Source organism: Roseivirga seohaensis (assembly GCF_001592945.1).
Lineage (GTDB): Bacteria > Bacteroidota > Bacteroidia > Cytophagales > Cyclobacteriaceae > Roseivirga > Roseivirga seohaensis.
Map to the genome: position 1 here is coordinate 236,293 of NZ_LRPB01000023.1, position 23,215 is coordinate 259,507.

The following is a 23,215-nucleotide window of genomic DNA, read 5'->3' on the forward strand; positions in this document are numbered from 1 at the left end:
GTTAAAACCTGGTTGTGTACCCAAAGTGTATTTTAGATTGACTGAAATTAAAACTGCCTGTGTTTTGCGAACTTCCTAAAGCATAAATAAAATTAAAAATACCCGAAGAAGTGGTAAAACTCAAACCTGCTCCCAAACCCAAAGCCCAATCTGATGTTGGAGAGGTTTTAAATTCTCCTCGTATATAAGCCAAGTCTGAAAACAGCAACAAATATGAACTTTCGTCAAATAACAACCTACCTTCTAATGTAGCTAATGCATATTTTGTGGCAAAAAAGAAGTTCTCATTAAAACCTCTAATCGATTTGAGGCCTCCCAACCTAAAAGCATCATTTCTAAAAAGTTGGTCGTTGGCCTTTAGCCCTCCGCTCAGCTTGTTCACCAGAACAAAGTTATTTTTCAGTCTTAAGTAATTCTGAAAGTTAAGTCGAAAGGTGTATTGAAGAGTTTTAAGATCAACGCCATCATATACTTCTGCGGGTAAGCCAACATTTCGGCTAATTTTCTTATTTCCGGTAGAAGCCTCCAGACTAATCCCAGTGCCTTTTGAGATCAAAAACGGATCATCGAAGTTGTTCCATTCAAAGCCCATTCCGTAAGAAGTAAGGTCAAAATCGATTACAGCTGGAAGTTCATTATTTCTGATTTTTGGCGTACCAATCAGGTCAGTGCCTTCGCTGCTCGAAAAAGCATTTAGAAAGCTATTTCCGCCAAGGTTATAACCAATTTTCAGGTCGAATATACGCTTAGTGAACAATGTGTCTTGTTTAAGAAAATCCAATGCAAAATCAAAGTTTAGCGGGCTGCCCAATACGTTGGGGTGTGCATATTGCAGATTGAGATTCTGAGTTTCTTCACTCAGTTTTTGCCAGTGCAAACCAATCTGCTTTCCCGAACCAAAAGGGTTCAACAAATCAATATCTACCTGCCCAGTAATCAGCAGTCCATCTGATCGATTAGAATTAGGAAGGAAACCTATGATTCCATCTATTTGGTTTACAGGCCGTTTTTCAACCTTCAAATGTACAGTAGCTTCAGAATTCTGAAAGGTTAAAGTGGACGCTTCACTCAGCCTTAGGTAAGGCAAATTGCGCAAACGCTGACCCAAATAATCAATCTTTCTCTGATCGTAAGGATTGCCTTGAACAACGCCCAAGTAGTTTCCTAAAAAACGGGCTTTGAGTGTAAAGTCACTTTTTATATCTAAGCTATCGAAAAGAATGAGGGGTCCTAAATCTAAGTTCAACGAAGCACCAATTTGGTTTTCTTCTATTCTAAGCGAATCTAATTTTAAGCTTGCAAAGGGGTAACCGTTTCTTTCGGCAAAAGACAAAAGCGATTTCTCCATTCGTGCTACTTGATTAAAACGAAATGGCTTTCCATCGAATTGGCTCTGCTTATATCCACTCCTTCGCAAAAGCGAATTTTCCACATTTCCTGGCGAAAGTTTCATCCAAGTAAACTTTTCACCAATAGATATTTTATAGCTAACCTGCTGCGAAGAACTGGCATGGGAAGCAACATAAGCCAGCAAATATCCATCGGAATGTAAAGCCCGCACCAAGTTATGCACAGCCCGCTGGGCGCTTAAAGAATCTGTATGTTCTTTAGGAAAATTATACCTCTTAAGCACAGCACTTTCTTGTTCTGCCACTTCAATCGTAAGCACATACTTTTCCTGCGCCTGAACAGAAAGGCATAAAAAACCATAAAGGAATAAGCAATAAATATACTTTAAGTATATCTTGGGCATTCTGCGAATTTAAGCTTCAAATTAACGATTCTTTGGCCGGATTATATATTCATATTCCCTTTTGCAAAAAGGCTTGTCATTATTGCGATTTCCATTTCACCCAATCGCTTGGGCAAATGGACAGCATGGTGAATGCTATTTGTAAAGAACTGGAAATGCAAGCTGATTATTTGAATGGTGAAGCGATAAACACCATCTATTTTGGAGGCGGTACTCCATCATTAATGAGTGAAGATCAGCTGAAGCGAATCATGAAACAGATTCAGCATACCTTTAATTTGGCCAGCAACCCTGAAATTACGCTCGAAGCCAATCCAGACGACCTTGATGGTGACCAATTGAAATCGCTCTATGCTTCTGGCATTAATCGATTGAGCATGGGAATTCAATCTTTTCATGAGCCGCATCTAAAATGGATGAACCGCCAACATACAGCCGAACAGGCAGAAATGTGCTTCTATAATGCGCGTAAGGCTGGTTTTGAAAACATCTCTGTGGATTTGATTTACGCCTTGCCTCATCACAACCATGAAATTTGGGAACGGGATTTAATGAAAGTAATCCACATGCGACCTGAACACATTTCTTCTTATTGCCTGACCATAGAACCTAAAACTGCCTTTGGCCATTTGGTTTCGAAAGGAAAAATGAAAGATGTGGAAGAAGAGTACGCTGCGCAACAGTTTGAAATGCTTACCGAAACCTTGGAACGCTATGGTTTCGAACAGTATGAAATTTCAAATTTCGCTCAGCCCGGTTACGAATCGAAGCACAACGGCAATTATTGGAAGCAGGAAAAATATTTGGGTATTGGCCCTTCGGCACATTCATTCAATGGGCACTTTAAGCAAGCCAATGTTTCGAACAACGCCAAATACATCAAGGGAATTAATGATGGCACTATTCCTTTCGAAAAAATTATTCTGACCAAAGAAGACCAAATCAACGAGTATATTCTTACCAGCCTAAGAACTAAATGGGGTTGTGATACGGAATGGCTGAAACAAAAGCACAAAGTTGATCTATTGAAAATGCACGAAGATTACCTCATGCGGATTGACTACAAAGGCATGATTCAGGTAGAAGATGGCTGCATTACGCTTACCAATAACGGAAAGCTTTTAGCCGATAAGATTGCCTCCGATTTATTTGTTTATGATGAGTTTTCTTAATCCTCTTTCGAATTCTACGCTGAAAAATCAGAAAAATATTCTCCTAAAATTGTTCATACCAATAGACTGACAACCTAGGGCTCAGGATTATCTTTATATGAGCAAATAAATTTATCAAATGGAAATAAAAATACAGATCCCAGACTATAAAGCTGAGTGTGGTATAACCTACATTTGGGAAGACAATTTTGAAATACAAACTAAGGTTGAGAACGGTGAAATAATTATACAGGCTAACAGGGACGGGTTAATTTCTCTGGCTAATCATTTTTTAAATCTTGCCCAAGACGGAGTTCCTAATGGACATCATATGCACTTTGATGAATTCAACTCTTTAGAAAAAGGCTCGAAAGAATTAATAGTTATAAAGAAATAAGTATGCCTCCGATTTATTCGTTTATAGCGAAGAGGGTTGACGTTCAATTGTGGATAACCGTCTTGATAAGTAAATCCTGTGCTTAATCAAAAACGACCCTGCCAAATCCTTACTTTTACAATTCGAAAGAAATAATTGTGAACAAAAGACCTTACCCCAACAATAGAAAAGGACAACCAGAAAGCATTGGCGATGCGGTGAAAGAAATGTTGAAGTCATTCAACATTGAGCAAAAATTTCACGAAACCAACCTGATCAATTCTTGGGAACAAGTAATGGGCGTGGCCATTGCCAAACGCACAAGCAAAATCTATATTAAGGATAAAAAGCTTTACGTTCACCTTACTTCTGCCCCATTACGCCACGAACTGAACATGTCCAAAAACAAGATTTTAGTTTTGTTGACCAAAGAATTTGGAAGTCCTATCGTAAATGATGTGGTTTTGTTGTAGAGCCTCTATCTAGCTTGCCGCATTGGGTAATTCAGTTCTTCCAAAAAACCGCTTCTGAAAAACTAAAAGCAAGGCAATCCCTAAGAAAATACAGACATCGGCTACATTAAAAATAGGCCAAAGCGCAATATACTTCCCTCCCCAAAATGGAACCCAATCTGCAATATATCCCTCCCAAACATCGAGGTAGAACATGTCTACTACTTTGCCATGAAACCAAGGAGTAACGGCATCGTAAGGGGCGTTATTTAAATAAACTCCGTAAAAAATACTGTCGATTACATTGCCCATAGCGCCCCCTAAAATGAGGGCAATGGTCCAAAGTAAGCCGGGGTGAAGGTTTCTCTTAGCGAATTTGTATAGGTAAATGGCAATAAATGTCATGGCAACCATTCGGAAAACTGTAAGCCCAAGTTTTCCCCATTCAGAACCAAACCGAAGGCCAAAAGCCATGCCTTCGTTTAAGATATAATGCAGCTTAAACCAGTCACCAAATACTTTGATCTCCCCATTTTGGCCGAAAACCATTTTAAAATGTACCAGAAGTTTTACCGTCTGGTCTATGGCGATTACCGCCAAAGTGAGGAGATAATATTTATAGTGCCTGAACTGCGCAGCCATTAGCCTACTGCTATTTTCACTTCAAGCGTCCACTCGTCAATTTCAACACTTTGTGCCTCTGAAAGCGAGTCCACAATGGTTAAACTCAAAGCCTGTGTTTCTTCACAAACGTAAGTTGCATTGGCTGTTAAAGCATCGTTGATCAAAGCTTCATTCTTTGCTACTTGAATGTTGATTTTATCCTGAACATCAAGCCCCATGTCTTTTCGCAAATTCTGAATTCGGTTTACGAAATCACGGGCAATACCTTCGGCACGAAGCTCATCTGTAATCGAAATGTCTAGCGCCACAGTTACCTTGCCTTCAGAAGCGACTGACCAGCCAGGAATGTCTTCGCTAGAGATTTCAACATCTTCTAACAAAAGCGAGGCTGGTTCGCCTTCAAGCGAAATATTGATCGATCCGTTCTTTTCGATTTCGGCAATTTCAGCTTTCGTCCATTGCCCAATTGCTGCAGCCACCAACTTCATTTGAGATCCGAATTTTTTACCCAAGGTGCGGAAGTTCGGCTTTACCTTCTTCACCAAAATGCCCGAAGCATCATCAATATATTCTACCGCTTTTACATTTACCTCGGTCATGATCAAATCCTGAACCGCCTCAATGTATTGCTTAGTTTTTTCGTCTAGTACAGGCACCATCACTTTGGTCAAAGGCTGACGCACTTTGATTTTTTCCTTCTTACGAATAGAGTGTGTTAATGAAGAAATGGTTTGCGCCAAAATCATTTGAGCTTCCAAATCTTTATTAATGAATGCTTCATTCGCTTCAGGGAAATTGCTCAAGTGAACCGATTCAAAGTTCTCTTTGCCAGAAACCGCATTCAAATCTTGATATAAGCGATCCATATAAAACGGAGCCACAGGAGCCGCCAATTTAGCCACGCTTACTAAGCAAGTGTATAAAGTTTGGTAAGCCGCTTTTTTACCTTGGTCGTAATCGCCTTTCCAGAAACGTTTTCTGTTCAAACGTACGTACCAGTTACTCACTTCATCGGTCACAAAATCCATGATTGCACGTGAAGCACGGGTTGGCTCGTAATCGTTATAGGCTTGGTCTACTTCTTTGATCAAACTGTTCAATCGAGATAAAATCCAACGGTCACTTTCTGGCCTTTCATTCAAAGGAATTTCAGCATCCTCGAAAGTGAAACCATCTAAATTGGCATACAGCGCAAAGAAAGCATAGGTGTTTTGAAGTGTTCCGAAGAACCTTCTCTGTACTTCGCCTACACCTTCAATATTGAATTTGAGGTTGTCCCAAGGGTTGGCATTTGAAATCATATACCAACGTGTAGCATCTGGGCCAAAGTTGCTAATGGTTTCAAACGGGTTAATGGCATTGCCCAACCTTTTCGACATTTTATTGCCGTTCTTGTCCAGCACCAAACCGTTGGCGATTACGTTTTTGAAAGCCACTTTATCTTCTAACATTACTGCCAAAGCATGAAGGGTAAAAAACCAACCACGCGTTTGGTCTACGCCTTCTGCAATAAAGTCTGCTGGGAAATTCGATTCGAAAATTTCTTTGTTCTCAAATGGATAATGCCATTGCGCATAAGGCATGGCACCCGAATCGAACCAAACATCAATCAAGTCAGCTTCACGAGTCATTTTCTGACCTGTTTCACTCACCAAGTACACATCATCCACATAAGGGCGGTGTAAATCGAAGTCTTCACCAATGCTTTCGGTCATAAAGCCAGCCGCAATTGATTTCTCAACTTCTGCTTTCAACTCGGCCAATGAACCGATGCATTTCTGCTCTTTTTTATCTTCCGAAACCCAAATTGGCAGTGGTGTTCCCCAATAGCGCGAGCGGCTCAAGTTCCAGTCTACCAAGTTTTCTAACCAGTTGCCAAAGCGCCCCTCACCTGTTGAAGCGGGTTTCCAGTTTATAGTTTTATTCAGCGCTACAAGTTGCTCTTTGTAGGCCGTAGTTTTAATGAACCAAGAATCTAGCGGATAGTATAAAATCGGCTTGTCGGTTCTCCAGCAATGCGGATAAGAGTGCTCGTATTTTTCTACTTTAAAAGCCCTGTTCTCTTCTTTCAGTTTGATCGAAATCAAAACATCGAGCGATTTTTCAGGACGCTCTTCATCTGAATAGTATTCATTTTTTACGTACATGCCAGCAAAATCCGTGATCTCTTTCACGTACTTTCCTTGCTTGTCTACAATCGGAACATCTTTGCCTTCTTCGTCTTTTACGAAAACGCCCGGCATGTCATTCATTACCGAAACACGGTAATCGTCTGCGCCAAAAGTTTTTGAAATGTGCACAATACCCGTACCGTCTTCAGTAGTTACAAAATCACCAACAACCACAGTACAGCCAGGCTTTTCTAACGGAATATAAGGCATCAGTTGCTCGTAGCTTTTGCCTGCCAACTCGCGGCCTTTAAAGCTTTCTAACACTTCAAAAGGAATTAGCTTATCGCCCGCTTTATAGTCTTCAAGCTTAATGTCTTTCGCTTTGTCATTGAAATATGAGGAAACACGGTCTTTCGCCAAAATCACGTTGATGGGCTCGAAAGTGTATTGGTTAAAGGTCTTCACCTTAACATACTCGATACCAGCACCAACGGCCAAACCGTTGTTGGCAGGCAATGTCCAAGGCGTTGTGGTCCAAGCCAAAAAGAAATCGTTTTCGGTACCTTCTACCTTAAACATGGCCGTCATCGATGTATCTTTCACATCTTGGTAAGTGCCCGGTTGGTTTAGTTCGTGCGAACTCAAACCTGTACCTGCAGCAGGTGAATACGGCTGAATGGTGTAACCTTTGTAAAGTAAATCTTTATCGTAAAGTCGTTTTAAAAGCGACCAAAGCGTTTCAATATAATCGGTTTCGAAAGTAATGTATGGGTTGTCGAGGTCTACCCAATAACCCATTTTCTCGGTAAGGTCATCCCATTCATCTTTGAATTTCATTACCGCCTCACGACATTTCTGGTTGTATTCTTCAACCGAAATCTTTTTGCCGATGTCTTCTTTGGTAATGCCCAATTCCTTTTCTACCTGAAGTTCTACAGGAAGACCGTGGGTGTCCCAACCGCCTTTTCGTTTTACCTGAAAGCCTTTTTGCGTTTTGTAACGGCAGAAAATATCCTTTACAGTTCTGGCCATTACGTGGTGAATACCTGGGGTTCCGTTAGCAGATGGCGGTCCCTCATAAAAGGTAAAAGAAGGTTGTCCTTCTCTGGTGTCTACTGACTTTTCGAATATGCCATTCTCTTTCCAGAATTGGAGCATTTGTTCTCCTATTTGGGCATAATTCGGGTTTTTGTATTCGTTGTACTTTTTCACTTTTACTCCTTGTTTTATGGGCTAAGCCGAAAATGGCTTTTAGGAATCTTTATTGTCTTTGTCTGTTGAACCAACAAACGGGTCGTTACTCTTAATCAAAAGGTTTTGAGTATCAATTTCTTCGTCTTCGTCTTCAATATAAAACTCATAGTGCTCAATAAGTGGATGAGCGTTTACATCTCGTTTACCACTATCGAAAACCATCAATAAAGCTGGCAAAACGGTAAGGTTGGTAACCATGGCAAACAACAGGGTTAACGAAGTAAGTAAACCCAAGGCTACTGTTCCTCCAAAATCGGAGAACACGAAAATTACAAAACCGAAGAATAGCACTATAGAAGTATAGAGCATACTCGAGCCTGTTTCTTTTATACTGTTACTAATGGCGATAGGCACAAAGAATTTATTGGCAAACAATTCTTGGCGGTACTTGGCTAAGAAGTGTATTGAATCATCTACAGAAATACCAAAGGCAATACTGAAAATTAAGGCCGTGCTTGGTTTTAATGGTATTCCGAAAAAGCCCATGATTCCTGCGGTTAAAATCAGTGGAATTAAGTTTGGCACCATAGAAATGATAATCATTCTGAAGTTTGCAAATAGAATGGCCATGATGACTGCTATAATTGCGAAAGCCAATAACAATGACATTTGAAGGTTTTCGATTAAGAATTTATTTCCCTTTACAAACAGCAAGGTAGAACCTGTAACACTGGTATGCACGTCTTCATCTTCACCAAATACTTCGTTAATTCTTGGCTCCACTACCTGGGTAATGAGTGAGTCCATTTTTACAGAGCCTAAATCCCATGTTTTTAAAGAAACCCTTAACACTTGACCTGTAGTATCTACAAAACTGTTTAGCAATCCATCTTCATCCTTTTGATTGCTCAAATAATTCAGGATCGCATTCCTATCACTTGGGCTCGGAAGGCTATATCGGTTTGAATCGCCATTATAGTAAGCTTGGCGAATGGCCTTGGCAAAACTGACAATTGAAATAGGTTGAGAAACAAAGTCGATAGAATCGAGGCCGATTTCCAAACGTTCCACTTTTCTCAAGTTTCTAGCATTCAGTGACGAGCGTGGTTTTCCGAAGTCCACAATAATTTCAAGCGGCATTACTCCGTTAAAATTCTCTTCAAAAAAGTAAAGGTCTTGCTTAAGTTTTGATTCCTCGGGAATATCATCGACCATATAGGCCACCGAATAGAGTTTAGAAACTCCATAAAGCGAAACCCCAACCACCACAAAAGTAATTGCAAAAACACGGTAGCGATGTCTGTGTACTAATAAGTCGAGTAAGGTGAGCATACGCCCAAGCACCTTAAACTCTAAATGTTTCAGCTGAGCGGGTTTTGGCGCAGGCAGGTATGAGAAAATACCTGGAATTAGCACCATACTTACCACGAAAGTGGCTAAAATATTAATACCAGCTACTAAACCGAATTCCTTCAAAAGGGTAATATCGGTAGTAACCAAAACCAAGAAACCAATGGCAGTGGTGAAGTTGGTGATGAAGGTTACCAAGCCAATTTTTCTGATCATGAGGCTAAGCGCCTTCATTTTATTACCATGTTTGGCAAAATCCTGATGGTATTTATTCAGCAAGTAAATTGAATTGGGAATACCGATTACAATGATGATTGAAGGTATTAAACCTGTGAGTACATTGATATTATACTGAAGGATTCCGAGGGTTCCCATTACCCAAGTTACCACTACGCCAATAACTATAAGCGGAAAAACCACAGCCGTCCACGACCTAAAGAAGAGGAAGAGGATAAGGGCTGTAATGGCAATAGAAAGCACAATGAATAACTTGAGCTCTTTAGCCGTCATTTCTTGCATGATGGTTCGAACAAACGGCATTCCCGAATAATGAAGCTCAATGCCTGTATCGGCAGAAAATGCTTTACCAATGCCTTTAATTTCACCCACTACATCATTCCTAAGTTTAGAATTAAGCACTTCCCGATCCATCGTAATCAGAATCAGGGTAGCACCATTCTCAACATTCATCAACTGACCGCTATAGAACTTTAAGTTCAAAGCCGCTGCCATTATGGAGTCTAGTTCTGCCTGAGAGGTGGGGCTTTGCTTTATTAAAGGGGTAAGCTCAAAACTGCGGTTGTCTTGATTTTTGGTGATATTCTGAAGTGTAGCCAATGAAATCACGTTAGTGATACCTTCCACACTTCGTAATTTTTTGTTCAGTGCCTCATACTTGAGGAAGTTATCAAGCTCATACAGACTGCTATCTTTCACACCCAACACTAAGATGTTTCCATCTTCCCCAAAATTCTTTTTAAAATCTTGGAAGTACTTATAGTTTTCGTCTGTTTCTGGAACGGCCGTATTAAAGTTAAATGCCATTTTTACATCACGCGCCATATAGCCCATGAACACCGTAAAAAGGAGCAATAGAATCATCAGGGCGAGCCTGTATTTCAGTACGATATGAGGAAGTTTAGACCACATTTTTTTCAAAGATCACAAAGGTAATAGAAATCCCTTCTCAGTAAATTGATTCTCACCATTTTATCCTATAAAGAGAAAGGTTAATTTGGCTACCTTCCCGGTAGGGAAATACCCATAATTTTTCGGTACAAATTCAAAGCATTCGAATCGGTCATTCCAGCCACGTAATCTAGCGTGGCCCTTAAGGCCAAATATGCTGAAGAAGCTTCTTTCACCTCAACCTGAGTTTCGGTGGGCAATAACCTAAAGTAGGTTTTATCCTTTGCAGAAAGGTTCTTTTTAAAACCTGCTAAAGTTGCAGGCACTAAGGTTTCTAACAAACCATTCAATACACGATAACCCGCGGCCTCGGTTTCTACTACATCTCGGCTACGGTAAATTTTCTCTACTGAAACACTAATAATTTCGGACATGGCCGCTTTCGAAGGAATTTCATCCGCCAAAGAAATGTCGAATTCAGAAGTCAGTAATTTCTCTTCATGCTTCATAAATAAATCTACACACTCACCAATTAACTGATTTATAGCTAAAGCACGAAGCACTCCAATTCGTTCCTTTAAGCTATGAATGGCCTCTAATTTTTGGGGCTGAAACTTATCGCCAATCACATTGGCAAGCAATTCGACCGTTTGCTCATAACTGACCAAGCCTAAATTACAGCCGTCTTCTAAATCTATAATATGGTAGCAAATGTCATCGGCAGCCTCTACCAAAAAGGCCAGCGGATGACGACAATACTGATCAGTTCCTAAAACCTCAAGACCAAGTTCTTTTCCCAATTCCTGAAAAACGGTTCTTTCTGTATCGTAAAAACCAAATTTCTTCTGGCTTCTTCTGGCCTTGTCTTGCTTTTCAACCAAGGCAGGACGAGGGTATTTTGTAAAGGCAGCTAAAGTGGCCGAAGACAATTTCAAACCCTGATAACCCGGTCGGTTCAGTAGTCTAAACCCTTGCGCATTTCCTTCAAAATTGATCAAGTCGGCCCATTCGGCTTCGGTTACTTCAGGTTTTAATTCTGCTTCTGCATTCTTAAAATAATCGGAAATAGAAGATTCACCCGAATGCCCAAAAGGTGGATTTCCAATATCGTGCGCTAAAGAAGCAGCCGCTACAATAGCGCCAATGTCATGTGCACTTATTTTATTCTGAAGAAAATCATACTTCTCAATCAGCTTACTGCCTACCAACCTTCCTAAAGATCGGCCCACGCTAGACACTTCCAAGCTGTGTGTCAGTCGGGTGTGGACAAAATCCTGCTCTGGCAAGGGGTGCACCTGCGTTTTGTCCTGCAATTTCCGGAACGGATGAGAAAAGATAATCCGATCAAAATCACGATCGAAAACCGTTCTCGTCTGGTTTTGCTGAATATCAGGAGTATCTAAAGAAAGAAGTTGTAACCAATTCATCGCGGTAAAGCTAAGTATTGAGCCTTTAACAGGAAAGGTAAAAAAGACTTGAGTCAAATATACGGTCAGAAGCAGCAATAAAAGTTCATTCTCTTCAAATAATAGAATTGGTTTTGCGCTCTAGGCTTTCCGCTGAATAGTCGCTAATATTATAGGAGGTCAAATCATTTTTTCAGTTAAAGCAAAATCCATCTAATATTATGGGCGAAAAGAAATACATCATCGCATTAGACCAAGGCACCACGAGTTCTCGTTCGGTGCTTTTCGATCAAAAAGGGCAAATCCTTGACATTGCACAGCAAGAGTTTTCTCAGATTTTCCCTAAACCAGGATGGGTGGAACACGATGCTACGGAAATTCTTTCCAGTCAAATGGAAACCCTTTCCAAACTCATTAAAAAGAACAAAATCAATGGCGAAGAAGTAGCGGCCATAGGTATTACCAACCAACGTGAAACCACCGTAGTTTGGGATAAAAACACTGGAAAGCCCATTTACAACGCCATTGTTTGGCAAGACAAACGTACCGCCAGCATTTGCGAAGATCTAAAGCACAGCGGCATTGAAGCCTACCTTAGAGAGAACACGGGTTTAGTGATCGACTCTTATTTTTCTGGCACCAAAATCAAATGGATTTTAGACAATGTAGACGGTGCAAAAGCAAGTGCCGAAGTTGGCGATTTACTCTTCGGAACCATTGACAGTTGGCTGGTTTGGAACCTGACCAATAGAAAAGTACATGCCACCGATTACAGCAACGCTTCCCGCACTTTGCTTTTCAACATCAAAACCGTGAAGTGGGACAACAGGCTTTTAAAGGCGCTGGAGGTTCCAAAATCCATGCTACCAGAAGCCCGACCAAGCTGCGGATATTTTGGTACTTATGAACTTGACGGGGTAGAAATTCCTATCGCAGGCATTGCTGGCGACCAACAGGCTGCCCTTTTTGGTCAAGCTTGTTTTGAACCCGGCATGGCAAAAAACACCTATGGCACTGGTTGTTTTATGCTGATGAATACGGGCGAAGACCTTCAGCATTCTTACAATGGTTTGCTCAGCACCATTGCTTGGGGCATTGACGATAAAGTATACTACGCTTTGGAAGGAAGTGTTTTCGTAGCGGGTGCAGCTGTACAATGGCTACGCGATGGGCTTGAAATTATTGAAGATTCAAGCGATTCCGAAGCGATTGCGGAAAAGCTAAAAGACAGCCATGAAGTCGTAGTCGTTCCAGCCTTTGCTGGCTTGGGCGCTCCCTATTGGGATATGTATGCTCGAGGCGCCATTTTCGGACTCTCTCGTGATACGGGAAAAGAACACATTATCAAGGCCACACTAGACTCTCTGGCTTTTCAAACCCGTGATATTTTACAAGCCATGCAAAAAGATGCGGGGCTTAAATTGAAAGAATTGAAAGTAGATGGTGGCGCTGCGGCCAATAATTACCTTATGCAATTTCAGGCCGATATTCTTGGCGTTGGGGTAGAACGACCAGAAGTTATTGAATCCACTGCGCAAGGTGCCGCTTACTTGGCTGGAATTTCAGTAGGTTTTTGGAAGCAAGAGGACATCATCAAAAACCGAATTATTGAGCATGAGTTTGAGCCAGAAATGGACGCCAAACTAAGAGAAAAACTTTATGCTACTTGGCAAAAGGCGGTAAAGAGATCTATGGACTGGGTAGAAAATTAAGCTTATGAATTTCCTCTCTTCCACCAACCGAAAAGCATTAACAGACACTGTAAAAGCGCAGCACTATGACCTATTGGTTATTGGAGGGGGAATTACGGGGGCAGGTATTGCGCTCGATGCCGCTTCAAGAGGGCTCAAAACTGTTTTAGTTGAAAAGAACGATTTCGCCTCGGGTACCAGCAGTAAATCCACCAAACTGATTCATGGCGGTTTGCGCTACCTCAAGCAGTTTGAAATTGCGCTCGTGCGTGAAGTAGGCAGAGAGCGCGCCACTCTCCATAAACTCATTCCCAACTTGGTAACTTCTGAAAAAATGTTGCTTCCGCTCATTAAGGATGGCACTTTCGGAAAGCTCATGACCAGCATTGGTTTAATGGTCTACGATGTTTTGGCAGGTGTAGAAAAAGTGGATCAACGCAAAATGTTGGACATTCAAGAGACCTTAGAAAGGGAACCACTATTAAGCGAAGAGAATGTAGAAGGCGGTGGCATTTATGCAGAATACCGAACTGATGACGCTCGCCTAACAATTGAAATTATTAAAACCGCCTCCAGATTTGGAGCGCATTGCCTTAATTATGTGCAGGCCGATGAGTTCATTTATAAGGAAGGAAAAGTAGCCGGTGTTTTTGCTACGGACTTTATTTCAGGTGAAAAAATGGAGATTAGGGCCAAATCTACCATCAGTGCAGCTGGCCCTTGGGTGGATGAACTGAGAACGAAAGACCATTCTTTGACCAACAAACACCTCCACCTCACCAAAGGCGTACACATTGTGTTGCCCCACAGTAAATTTCCGCTCAAGCAAGCCATTTATTTCGATTTCCCCGACAAGCGAATGGTGTTTGCCATTCCACGAGGGAAAATCACATATATAGGCACTACCGACACCGATTACTTTGGCGATAAGGATAAAATTTTAACCACCAAAGCCGATGTAGACTACCTTATTAATGGGACCAATCATGCATTTCCAAAGTTGAACCTAAAGGCCAAAGATGTAGAATCGAGCTGGGCCGGAGTAAGGCCACTGATACATGAAGACGGAAAGTCTGCTTCAGAAATTTCGCGCAAAGATGAAATCTTCGAGTCGGAAAGTGGACTGATCTCTATTGCTGGCGGCAAGCTCACGGGCTATAGAAAAATGGCTGAAAAGGTAGTCGATCGCTTGTATGATAGACTGCACAAAGAAGAAGACATGCCCATTGTGGAAACCAAAACCACCCATATTGATCTGGATAATGGCGCTTTTAAAAATGCCAAAGCGGTAAAGAAATACAGAAGAGCAATTCGTGAGCAATTAGAGGTCATTGGCCTCGAGAAGTACTATGCGGGCTATTTGGTGAGCAATTACGGAAAGGTAACAGACGAAATTATTGAAGGCATGAATGCTTTTGACAACAAAGCACTCCACCTTAAATTGATTCGTTCAGAATTGAGGTATTGCCTAGAAAATGAAATGGTCTTTTCAATTCAAGATTTCTACATCCGCAGAACGGGCCGTTTGTATTTCGATATTCACAGCATCAAACCTACGCTTGAGGTTATACTCAAGGATTTTCAAAATCACTTCGGTTGGTCTGTTGAAAAAGTACTTTCAGAAAAAGAAGCCATGGAAAAAGCCATTCAAGAGGTTTCTGTTTTTGGCTAGAAAATCATTTTTCTACAATCTTCACTTTCAAAAAAGTCTGGTAATCGCGTTCATCTTTGTAGGTGCGTTTCAGCCAAAGAAAATCGTTTTCTGTGCCTTTGGGTAAAGCCTCATTAAGGTTAATTTCCCATTCAACTTTTCCTAAAAACTGTTTTTGATCAAATAGTAGAAAATCAGTTGTTATATATTTTCTCACCGCAGCTTCTAACTCTGGCGACTCATAATAATTAGGAATTTGTTGCAACTCTTTCATCACAGCGTCCGGTATTCGCCCGATGCTCAAGAGCAATACTTTATCACCTACAGAAAAAATATTTGCATTTACTCTTAACTGCTCAGGGGCATCTTTGCTACCAAAGCTTACTGCATTATACTTAGGCAAAAAATCGGTTGGAATTTCAATTTTATTGAGGTACTCATTTTTCTCTGCATCAAAAATATAAAGGTAACTGTCGCTTTGATGGGTAAAAGCAAAGGTACTTCCCGACAATCGTGTGAAAGTCGGATAACCCCAGTCCATGTACTCGCCAGCCGTACGGTAAATATTGTCAGGTTCTTTATGCATAACCGTAGTGTTTTCACCCGTCTCAAAATTCATTCGAAAAACCGCATCAACGGAATCCTGATATTCCTGACTGCTGCGGTTTCTGTTGGTAAGGTCCAAAATCAGAGCCACCACTTCCGTTCCCCGTTGGGTTTCAAAAGCCTTTATCCGTTGGGGGGAATAATCAAGCCAAATACCTCCTCCAGGATTTATTGGATTGTCGTAACGCCCAAGTCTTTCACCGGCCTTGGAAAAGCGATAAAAATCAGGGTGACCAAAAGCCACCAGCTCATCTTTACCATAAAAGCTCCAGCCATAACTTGAATTGCCCATATAGTTTGGCCCTTCTATATGAGGGTTAAAAGAAGAAAGAACCTCACCGTCTTTGTCCATAACCAAGTAATCCCCCGATTGAACATCCGCAAACAGAAGGTCTCCTGTAGTACTTTGGTAATCTAGCAATTCAACCATTGAGAGTCTATCAATCACCAAAGAGTCAACAATTTCAGCTTTGAAGCTTCTTATTTTACTTTCTGAATTTTCTTCATTGCCACTGCAAGCCATCATTGATATAAGGCAGCATGTGAGCAAAAAGAGTTGAGAGTTTTTGAAATACTTAAGCATACAAATCTGAGGTTAGGGTTTTTCTGAATTAGAGTCTTCTACAATTTTTACTTTCAAAAAAGTCTGGTAATCGCGTTCGTCATCATACCTACGCTGAACCCAGAAATATCCATCGGGGCTACTGATTTTTTGATACCCCACATTTCCGGCAGTCCATTTCACCTCGCCCAAAAAGCGGTTTTCGTCAAAGAGTAAATGGTTATTCGTCATGTACTTTTTTACTGCATCCTTATAATCCTGCGATTCAGACAGCATGTCTACCTTTTTATATATTTCTCTTATGATAGACTCTGGAACTTTTCCCATGACCGAAACCATGATGTTATCACCAGTGGAGACCACATAGGAGTTAATTCTAAATATATCTGGCTCTCCCTTTTCTCCAAACTCAATCGTTTCATACTCAGGCTGAAAAGCCTTTGGAAGCGGGATCGCGTTTACTAAGTTGTTATTCGCCACATCAAAAATGTAAAGCATGGAGTCAATGCTATAGACCTGAGCAAAGCGGTCGTTTTTCATTTTTGTTACATAAGGAAAGCCGCGGTCTACAAATTTCCCTAAAGTCCGATATACACTTTCAGGCTGTTTTTCCATTACGGGAGTGGCCTCTCCAGTTTCAAAATTCATACGGTAAAGCATAACTGTCGAATCTTGAAAGCCTTGAGAGTTGTAAGGAGGCCCAGCAGGCTCAGTGATAAAAGCAAGCACTTCAGTGCTGCCATTTATAGTATAACTGTCCACCATAGTTGGGTCTCTATCTAACCACCAAATCGACCTTGCTTCTACAGGGTAGGGTATTTTAGCAAGCTTGTTTCCCTTTTTATCAAACTGATATAAATAATAGTGGCTGTGACAAACCAATCCATCATTTCCGTAAAAACTCCAACCGAAGTCATAATCACCAACATAGGCGGGGCTTTCAACATGGGGGTTGAATTGCAAGACCAAGTCACCGTTTTCGTTCACGATCAATACTTCATTGGTTTGTTGATCGCCTACTAAAAACTCTTTCGTGTCAACATTGTAGTCTAATAGTTGAAGTGTTGAAAGTCGATCGACCATAACGGAATCGACTACTTGGGTAATGTAGGATTTGACATTATCATCAGTAACCTCTTTTGAAGTACCACAGGAAACAGTCAATAAAACCAGCAGAAGGAAACTAAAAATTGAGAATGCCTGAGATCGGAGTTTCATTATAGCTTAAGTATAATTTTATGTTCCAAAATATAAATTAATAGTCCAGAAAACAAAAGAGCACAAATAAGGCTTCAAAAGAAATACTCAATCTATTAGCTATAATATTTGGTTTGAATCTATTATTTTTAGTTTTACTAATAATACTAGATTAATGATTAAAGGAAGAGGCGCTCAAAAGCAGGTGAAGAACAGGTTCTTGATGCACGAATATGTACAAGAACACCTAGAGGCAATCGATGAATTTGATGGCCAAAACCCGAACACCAAATACATCCCCATCTTCCCAAAAACCATTGTGAACAAAGTGGAAAGTCCTGATGTAGGCATGACCTACTCCCTCAACCCTTATCAAGGTTGCGAGCATGGCTGCATTTATTGCTATGCGCGAAACAGCCATGAATACTGGGGTTATAATGCTGGGTTAGATTTCGAAAAAGTGATTATGTACAAGGAGTCTGCGCCACAGTTGCTAGAAAAGCATTTGCAAAACCCCAATTGGCAGCCTTCTACCATCGTGCTTTCTGGCAATACCGATTGTTATCAGCCTTTGGAGCAAAAGCTCGAAATTACCCGAAAGCTGCTCGCTGTTTTTCTGAAATACAAACACCCGGTGGGCATTATTACCAAAAACGTTACCATTACCCGCGACCTCGATATTATTGGCCCTTTGGCCGACCTCAACCTGATTAGCGTTTATTTCAGCCTCACTACTTTGGATGAATCGGTAAGAAGAAAGCTTGAACCGAGAACAGCTTCGGCTATTAGAAAATTGAAGGCCATTGAAACCCTAACCCAGCGTGGCGTGCCCGTAAACATTATGATTGGCCCTATTATTCCCGGCCTAAACGACCATGAAATTCCTGAAATTATGAAAGCCGCTTCCAAGGCTGGAGCGCGAAGCGCTGGTTATACCATGGTGCGGTTAAATGGCGCCATTGGCCAAGTGTTCGAACATTGGGTGCAGGAAGCTTTTCCCGACAGGGCAAGTAAAATTCTGAACCAAATAAAGGCCGCACACGGAGGCAAACTAAACGACAGCCGTTACAGCACCAGAATGCGAGGCGAGGGTTTGATGGTGCAATCCATCAACCGACTGTTTGAGCTTTCTAAAGCCAAGTACTTTCAAAATACAGAACCCAGGCCGAAACTCCGCACCGACTTATTTGTGAAAACCAACAAAGGGCAGATGGGGCTGTTTTAGGAGGGGTTTGAAAAAAATATAGAGTGAATGGCTCCTTGCTTTTCTCTATTTAACCTACAAGCAATTTTCTAATACAATTTATCCTGTGAGTTTTCAAGTCTCAAATAAACCCTATCAATTGTTGACAATTCGTTTATATCCAATCTATATTTCCAGATGTTTGGTTTAAAATTCCCTGTCGCCCATCAAATGGCCCTAAATATATTGGAAGACCTTCTTCATTTAGTTCTGATTCCTTGTTAAAAATCATGTCAAATGCAGACTTGAAAATGAGTTGTTCATTGTCTATTACAGAAGGTTTCAAAGCTACGTTCGTTTTTTCTCGATATTGAATACTCGGATATGCAATTCCATCAAGATTGCTACCAGTTAGTTCAGACCTTTCCAGCACTGAAGTCACTAGTGCAGAAGTCAGCTCATAGATAACTGGATTGCACTTCGATGATTGATAGAAATATGGACTTATGAAGTTCCAAAATTTTTTATCCTCTTCAGAATAGGGAGCAACTTCATTAAATGCTTTGGCAATTTCATTCTTGAGTTCAACATCTGGAATTAATAGAATTGATATCACCTGTCTTATTTGCCAAGTACCTATTGATACTCTAATTGATGTACCGAGTTCAAATTGCTCATACCAGTATGGGAGCATTTCCATTAGACAAGCCTCATAATTATCTGAGGCATAGAACCAAGTATCACCAGGTTTTCCAATCCTCGAAAAGGAATTAGACTTGTGAGGAGGGTAAATGTATTCCGTGTAGTCTTCTAGAATTTCATCAGGTTTGGAAAATCTTGCCCGAAATATAGTCTGCGCTAGTTTTAGCTTAGTTTCTATTATAGGTATGTGGATACTATGGAAGTAATTTAGGAAATGATCATACCTATTATTGGAGAACTTAAATATTCCTTCTATAATCGATGGTTTTAGGTAGTCCATATGATCTGAGACTGTTACCCATAAATATATTGAATTTTATGACATTTCTACCCAACCAAAAAACCACTCCCTTTCGAGTGCGGTTAGTTGTTTCAGTATTTGTGTATCAATTACTTCTTGCTGTTGATGGCTGTTACAAGCCGTCCTTTTCATTAAATAGTTGCTTGAGTCTCATTTGTAATTTTTCTCCTCGTATAAATCTGTCAATGATTATTCCGTTTTCATCGATTAAAAAATTATCAGGAATATCTCGTACTCCATAAATCATTGCGGCTTCATTATTATCTCCTTTTAGGTCACTCACATTTGGCCAAGTCAATCCATCTTTTTCAATTGCTTTTTCCCATTTTTCTTTATTACTATCCAATGATACTCCAAGAATTTCAAAACCTTGGTCATTATATAGCTCAACCAGTTCAGGATTGAAAGCCCTACAAGGGCCGCACCAAGAAGCCCAAAACTCTATTAGGGTATACTTTCCCTTTAACTCCGATAATTGAATTGTTTGTCCGTCTACATTGGCTTGCCCTCTTCTGTGGATCGTAATTTTTCGTTTATCTGCGAGAATATTTGTTCTGTTTCTTCACTTCCCATCATTTCTTTTGACCAGTTTAATTGGGTCAGACTTTCATAGGAATTAGGGTAATCCTTAATGAATCCCTTATTAATATCAATAACCACGTATTGCATTTGTTCATAAAAAACAAAAAGTGAATCACGGTTTTCCTTTGTAACCATCGCTTCAAGTTTCCCCATTTCTTTAAAAATAGAGTCCTTTCTTTCTAAAAGTAGTTCAGATTCCTTCTGGGTATTCGAACCACTTACTTTACCTTCCGAAAAACTCCCCTCTTGACCAACAAAATCAATTTCTTTATTCTCTAACCAAAAAGTCCTGTCATCCCTACTTTCAATTATCCTTAAATGCGCTAAGGTTGGCCGACTTACATTTCCTTTGAATTGAAATTCTTCATTGAGAACAATCGCAGAATCAGCAATTACATCCATTTTTGGATAGAGGTATAATAAAACTTGGGTGCTGTCAGGTACATTTTTTGCGATTCCGTTGATTAAATATCCCTTACTTACAGGCTTATCTTGACAAGAAATTAATATTGTCAATGAAATTATAGCTATGCTTGTACTTAGATTTTTCATTTAGCTTTTTTACTTATCCCCAAACAGTCTTGTATGAGACTAAGCCCCATAAATATATTGAATTTTAGGTAGTTAACCCTAAGCAAACCGTAAAGCCTATGGCTTACAAAAAAATAAGAATAGAAATACCGATGAACATAGCGAGCTGGATTGATTGAATAGGGCTTTGATAAAACCAATTATCTTTGCTGAAAAACAGCATCAGATTCACGTTTTACTTATCGTAACTAATACTGTAAGCTCAACGTAACTAAATCGTGAATCCATAGCCCATGAATCTCTTTGGAATATTAGGTTTGTTTGCCGGTATAGCAGTAACAACTGGTTTGTTTTTAGCAGCTTACCTCATTTTTATTAGAAAGGATGATAAAATTGGCAACTACTTTCTTGGCGCACTGTTTTTGGCAATTTCACTTCGCGTAGGTAAGTCTATTGCATATTTTCTTCTTCCTGTTATGGCAGATGAAGGTGTGGCCACAGGCTTTTTGGGGCTTTCTTTAATAGGGCCGCTCACATTGTTTTATACCGCCTATGCTGCCAGTAGAAAATCAATTCCATGGTATTATTATGCAATTCATTTTATATACCCATTGGTTGGTACAGTGCTTTGCTTCACGGTAGTAAAAGATGAAGGATTTACATGGTTTTATCAGATTACTACAGTCATAATGTTTTTCTATTTGCTCAAGGCATGGAAGGTGAATACCGTAAGCACTTATGAGCATGAGCGCCTTGCTGCTTGGAACAAGCAAATATTGATTGCTGTTTCGCTAGTTTGGGCGGCCTTTGTTTATCAGCACCTTACCAACTCCATGATGGATTATGCCATTGGTTCAGGAATTGCGGCTGTGGGCATTTATTTTGTGTTTATCAATGCCCTCAAATCTCCAGTGGTTTTTCAGCCAGCCATGAAGGTAGAGGTTTCTCCATTGTATGTAAAGAAGGTGAAAGAGGCCTTTGAGCATGAAAATGTTTACAGAGTGCCAGGAATAACAATCAATCAACTTTCCGAGCAATTACAAATACCCGCTTATTTGATCACTCATTGTGTAAAAGAACTTTACAAAATGACATTTCCTGAAGCCATTAATCATTTCAGAATTAACGAAGTGCAGAGCCTATTATTGATCGAAGACAATGTAAAAGTGGAGGCTTTAGCTTATGATGTTGGCTTTAAAACGCCATCTGCATTTTATGCCGCGTTTAAAAAGCAAACGGGTATGAGTCCGAAGGTTTTTAAGCAGACCCAGGCACTAAAAACAGCATAAAAACGACATGCCATTGCTGGCATGCCGTCTGGTCAAAAAACCCGAAAACTCAACTCCCAGGTACTTTATAGGTATTGTTCTCTATTTCAGTTTTAATCTGGCCCAACCTTGCCCTGAATCCTTCAGGAATAACCTTTTCTACTTCATTCAATGTTTTCAGAGCAGATTTCTTATTGCCCAAGTAGTATTGAAAGATTCCTTTGTTCAACATTAGAAACCATGCATCAGGATTCTCCTTCAATAGCCTTTCTGTAATTTCAAGTGCATCTGATGCCTTATTGTTTTGCAATAAAAATATCCCCAATTCATTGGCCTCATTCGGGCTCATATCCATAGCTTTCAATTCAGTAATGGTAGCAGTGAGCTCTTCACTCTTATTAAGAGCCTTTAAAAGTCTAACTTTAGTCGTGAGGTTAGTCACATTTTTATTGGCAGCAAAACCACCATAACCACCATTGATAGACCTATCTGCCCAGGTAAGTGCTTCTTCTAAGTTAGTGTTATGTATTAAGCACCACGCAGCGGCATCATTCCACGCTTGCCAGTGGTAAGTGTTGATACCACGCAGCTCACTTCTAAAACTTTCAACTACCGTATTATTAATATCAACACCTACTGTAAAAGGAATCCTTTGATTACCCCACTCCAAAGCGACTTGCACTGTTGATTCAGTCCAATTGATGAATTCATAATCCAGCTTTTCTGAAGGAGCGCATTCTTCACTTTTTACATCAACCTTTAAGGTAACATCCTTGTCCACATCAAGGTAGTAGCTTCCCCATTGATCATTATTATGAGCAAAAAGGAGCTGGTAGCTATCATCTTTAGGTATGATATGAAATCCATACTTCCCTGCTTTCAATGCCTTACCCTCTATGGTTACATCGGTACTGAATTCGATGGTAGTATTCATATTAGCACCAGCTCGCCACGGTATCGGGTCACCATTTTTAGGAATTACATTGGTGTCATTCCATACATCCCTTCCATTCGCAGAAGGACTTGAGTAATCGATGGTGATATCTGTGACAGCAAGTCGCTGTGTTTCGGTAACACGATTACTCGGCTGAGGAATTTTTAAAGTGTGAAATTGAGCGCTCGCTTCTACTGCTGCAATCGATAGTAGCAGCACGGCTAATAATTTTTTCATAATGTTATTTATTTGAGTTCATGCAATTCTAGTACTCATATGGATGCCTTAACTCCTGATTCAGGAAATCAGGAGACGATTTACCTGATAAAAGTGTTGGCGTAAACAGAAAAAGGGCATGCTCCCATGACCCTTTCAGATGTGTAATGACAGTTTAAATTATGAAATAGGGTTACTTGATTTAAGTATTAAGAACAATTGCCTTAACGGTAACTGGTGAGAGTG

The 23,215-nt window shown here is 40.3% G+C and carries 18 protein-coding genes; 7 read left to right on the forward strand and 11 right to left on the reverse strand.

Features of this window, described 5'->3' with window-relative positions:
• Nucleotide 1: 1 nt before the first annotated feature.
• On the reverse strand, nucleotides 2–1,753 hold the full coding sequence (locus tag AWW67_RS07505; RefSeq protein ID WP_062300904.1) for a BamA/TamA family outer membrane protein: 1,752 nt from the start codon (nucleotides 1,751–1,753) through the stop codon (nucleotides 2–4).
• 32 nt (nucleotides 1,754–1,785) lie between these two features.
• On the opposite strand from AWW67_RS07505, the gene hemW reads away from it, so the two are divergent.
• The 3 genes from hemW (at nucleotide 1,786) to AWW67_RS07520 (ending at nucleotide 3,753) form a co-directional block, all read left to right on the forward strand.
• The gene (hemW, locus tag AWW67_RS07510) at nucleotides 1,786–2,925 is read left to right on the forward strand and encodes a radical SAM family heme chaperone HemW (protein ID WP_062300905.1); all 1,140 of its coding nucleotides are present in this window, start codon (nucleotides 1,786–1,788) and stop codon (nucleotides 2,923–2,925) included.
• A gap of 118 nt (nucleotides 2,926–3,043) precedes the next feature.
• The gene (locus AWW67_RS07515; protein WP_062300906.1) at nucleotides 3,044–3,301 is read left to right on the forward strand and encodes an Imm32 family immunity protein; all 258 of its coding nucleotides are present in this window, start codon (nucleotides 3,044–3,046) and stop codon (nucleotides 3,299–3,301) included.
• A 137-nt stretch (nucleotides 3,302–3,438) separates the two neighbouring features.
• Nucleotides 3,439–3,753 (forward strand): DciA family protein, encoded by a 315-nt coding sequence (locus AWW67_RS07520; RefSeq protein WP_062300907.1) that lies wholly within the window; start codon nucleotides 3,439–3,441, stop codon nucleotides 3,751–3,753.
• 9 nt (nucleotides 3,754–3,762) lie between these two features.
• Here the strand turns inward: AWW67_RS07520 and AWW67_RS07525 are convergent, their stop codons facing one another.
• The 4 genes from AWW67_RS07525 to AWW67_RS07540 form a co-directional block, all read right to left on the reverse strand.
• On the reverse strand, nucleotides 3,763–4,374 hold the full coding sequence (locus AWW67_RS07525; protein WP_053222346.1) for a lipoprotein signal peptidase: 612 nt from the start codon (nucleotides 4,372–4,374) through the stop codon (nucleotides 3,763–3,765).
• Nucleotides 4,374–7,679, reverse strand: a complete 3,306-nt coding sequence (gene ileS, locus AWW67_RS07530; RefSeq protein WP_062300908.1) for an isoleucine--tRNA ligase — start codon at nucleotides 7,677–7,679, stop codon at nucleotides 4,374–4,376. The genes AWW67_RS07525 and ileS overlap by 1 nt, the downstream gene beginning before the upstream one ends.
• Before the next feature lie 39 nt (nucleotides 7,680–7,718).
• Entirely contained in the window at nucleotides 7,719–10,160 is a 2,442-nt protein-coding gene (locus AWW67_RS07535; RefSeq protein ID WP_062300909.1) for an efflux RND transporter permease subunit, read from the reverse strand.
• 89 nt (nucleotides 10,161–10,249) lie between these two features.
• Entirely contained in the window at nucleotides 10,250–11,566 is a 1,317-nt protein-coding gene (locus AWW67_RS07540; protein WP_062300910.1) for a deoxyguanosinetriphosphate triphosphohydrolase, read from the reverse strand.
• Nucleotides 11,567–11,766: 200 nt separating this feature from the next.
• On the opposite strand from AWW67_RS07540, the gene glpK reads away from it, so the two are divergent.
• Nucleotides 11,767–13,257 carry a glycerol kinase GlpK gene (gene glpK / locus AWW67_RS07545; RefSeq protein ID WP_062300911.1) on the forward strand — a complete coding sequence of 497 codons (1,491 nt, stop codon included), beginning with the start codon at nucleotides 11,767–11,769 and terminating at the stop codon, nucleotides 13,255–13,257.
• Between the two features lie 4 nt (nucleotides 13,258–13,261).
• Nucleotides 13,262–14,908: a glycerol-3-phosphate dehydrogenase/oxidase gene (locus tag AWW67_RS07550; protein ID WP_062300912.1), complete on the forward strand. Its 1,647-nt coding sequence runs from the start codon at nucleotides 13,262–13,264 to the stop codon at nucleotides 14,906–14,908.
• 4 nt (nucleotides 14,909–14,912) lie between these two features.
• On the opposite strand, the gene AWW67_RS07555 is transcribed toward AWW67_RS07550, so the two are convergent.
• Together AWW67_RS07555 and AWW67_RS07560 are read right to left on the reverse strand one after the other, a co-directional pair.
• Nucleotides 14,913–16,076, reverse strand: coding sequence for a hypothetical protein (locus AWW67_RS07555; protein WP_141655400.1), 1,164 nt, complete (start codon nucleotides 16,074–16,076; stop codon nucleotides 14,913–14,915).
• Between the two features lie 12 nt (nucleotides 16,077–16,088).
• Nucleotides 16,089–17,273 carry a hypothetical protein gene (locus AWW67_RS07560; protein ID WP_062300914.1) on the reverse strand — a complete coding sequence of 395 codons (1,185 nt, stop codon included), beginning with the start codon at nucleotides 17,271–17,273 and terminating at the stop codon, nucleotides 16,089–16,091.
• A gap of 154 nt (nucleotides 17,274–17,427) precedes the next feature.
• On the opposite strand from AWW67_RS07560, the gene AWW67_RS07565 reads away from it, so the two are divergent.
• Nucleotides 17,428–18,477, forward strand: a complete 1,050-nt coding sequence (locus AWW67_RS07565; RefSeq protein ID WP_053222354.1) for a PA0069 family radical SAM protein — start codon at nucleotides 17,428–17,430, stop codon at nucleotides 18,475–18,477.
• Nucleotides 18,478–18,610: 133 nt separating this feature from the next.
• On the opposite strand, the gene AWW67_RS07570 is transcribed toward AWW67_RS07565, so the two are convergent.
• The 3 genes from AWW67_RS07570 to AWW67_RS07580 form a co-directional block, all read right to left on the reverse strand.
• Nucleotides 18,611–19,417 carry a hypothetical protein gene (locus tag AWW67_RS07570; protein ID WP_062300915.1) on the reverse strand — a complete coding sequence of 269 codons (807 nt, stop codon included), beginning with the start codon at nucleotides 19,415–19,417 and terminating at the stop codon, nucleotides 18,611–18,613.
• A gap of 133 nt (nucleotides 19,418–19,550) precedes the next feature.
• Nucleotides 19,551–19,985, reverse strand: a complete 435-nt coding sequence (locus AWW67_RS18685) for a peroxiredoxin family protein (protein WP_082794000.1) — start codon at nucleotides 19,983–19,985, stop codon at nucleotides 19,551–19,553.
• The gene (locus AWW67_RS07580; protein ID WP_062300917.1) at nucleotides 19,931–20,572 is read right to left on the reverse strand and encodes a DUF4369 domain-containing protein; all 642 of its coding nucleotides are present in this window, start codon (nucleotides 20,570–20,572) and stop codon (nucleotides 19,931–19,933) included. Before AWW67_RS07580 ends, AWW67_RS18685 begins: the two co-directional genes overlap by 55 nt.
• A gap of 272 nt (nucleotides 20,573–20,844) precedes the next feature.
• Here AWW67_RS07580 and AWW67_RS07585 point away from each other — a divergent pair, with 272 nt between their 5' ends.
• Nucleotides 20,845–21,840, forward strand: coding sequence for a helix-turn-helix domain-containing protein (locus tag AWW67_RS07585; protein ID WP_082794001.1), 996 nt, complete (start codon nucleotides 20,845–20,847; stop codon nucleotides 21,838–21,840).
• Between the two features lie 49 nt (nucleotides 21,841–21,889).
• Here the strand turns inward: AWW67_RS07585 and AWW67_RS07590 are convergent, their stop codons facing one another.
• Entirely contained in the window at nucleotides 21,890–22,990 is a 1,101-nt protein-coding gene (locus tag AWW67_RS07590; RefSeq protein ID WP_062300919.1) for a DUF2911 domain-containing protein, read from the reverse strand.
• Between the last annotated feature and the right edge of the window lie 225 nt (nucleotides 22,991–23,215).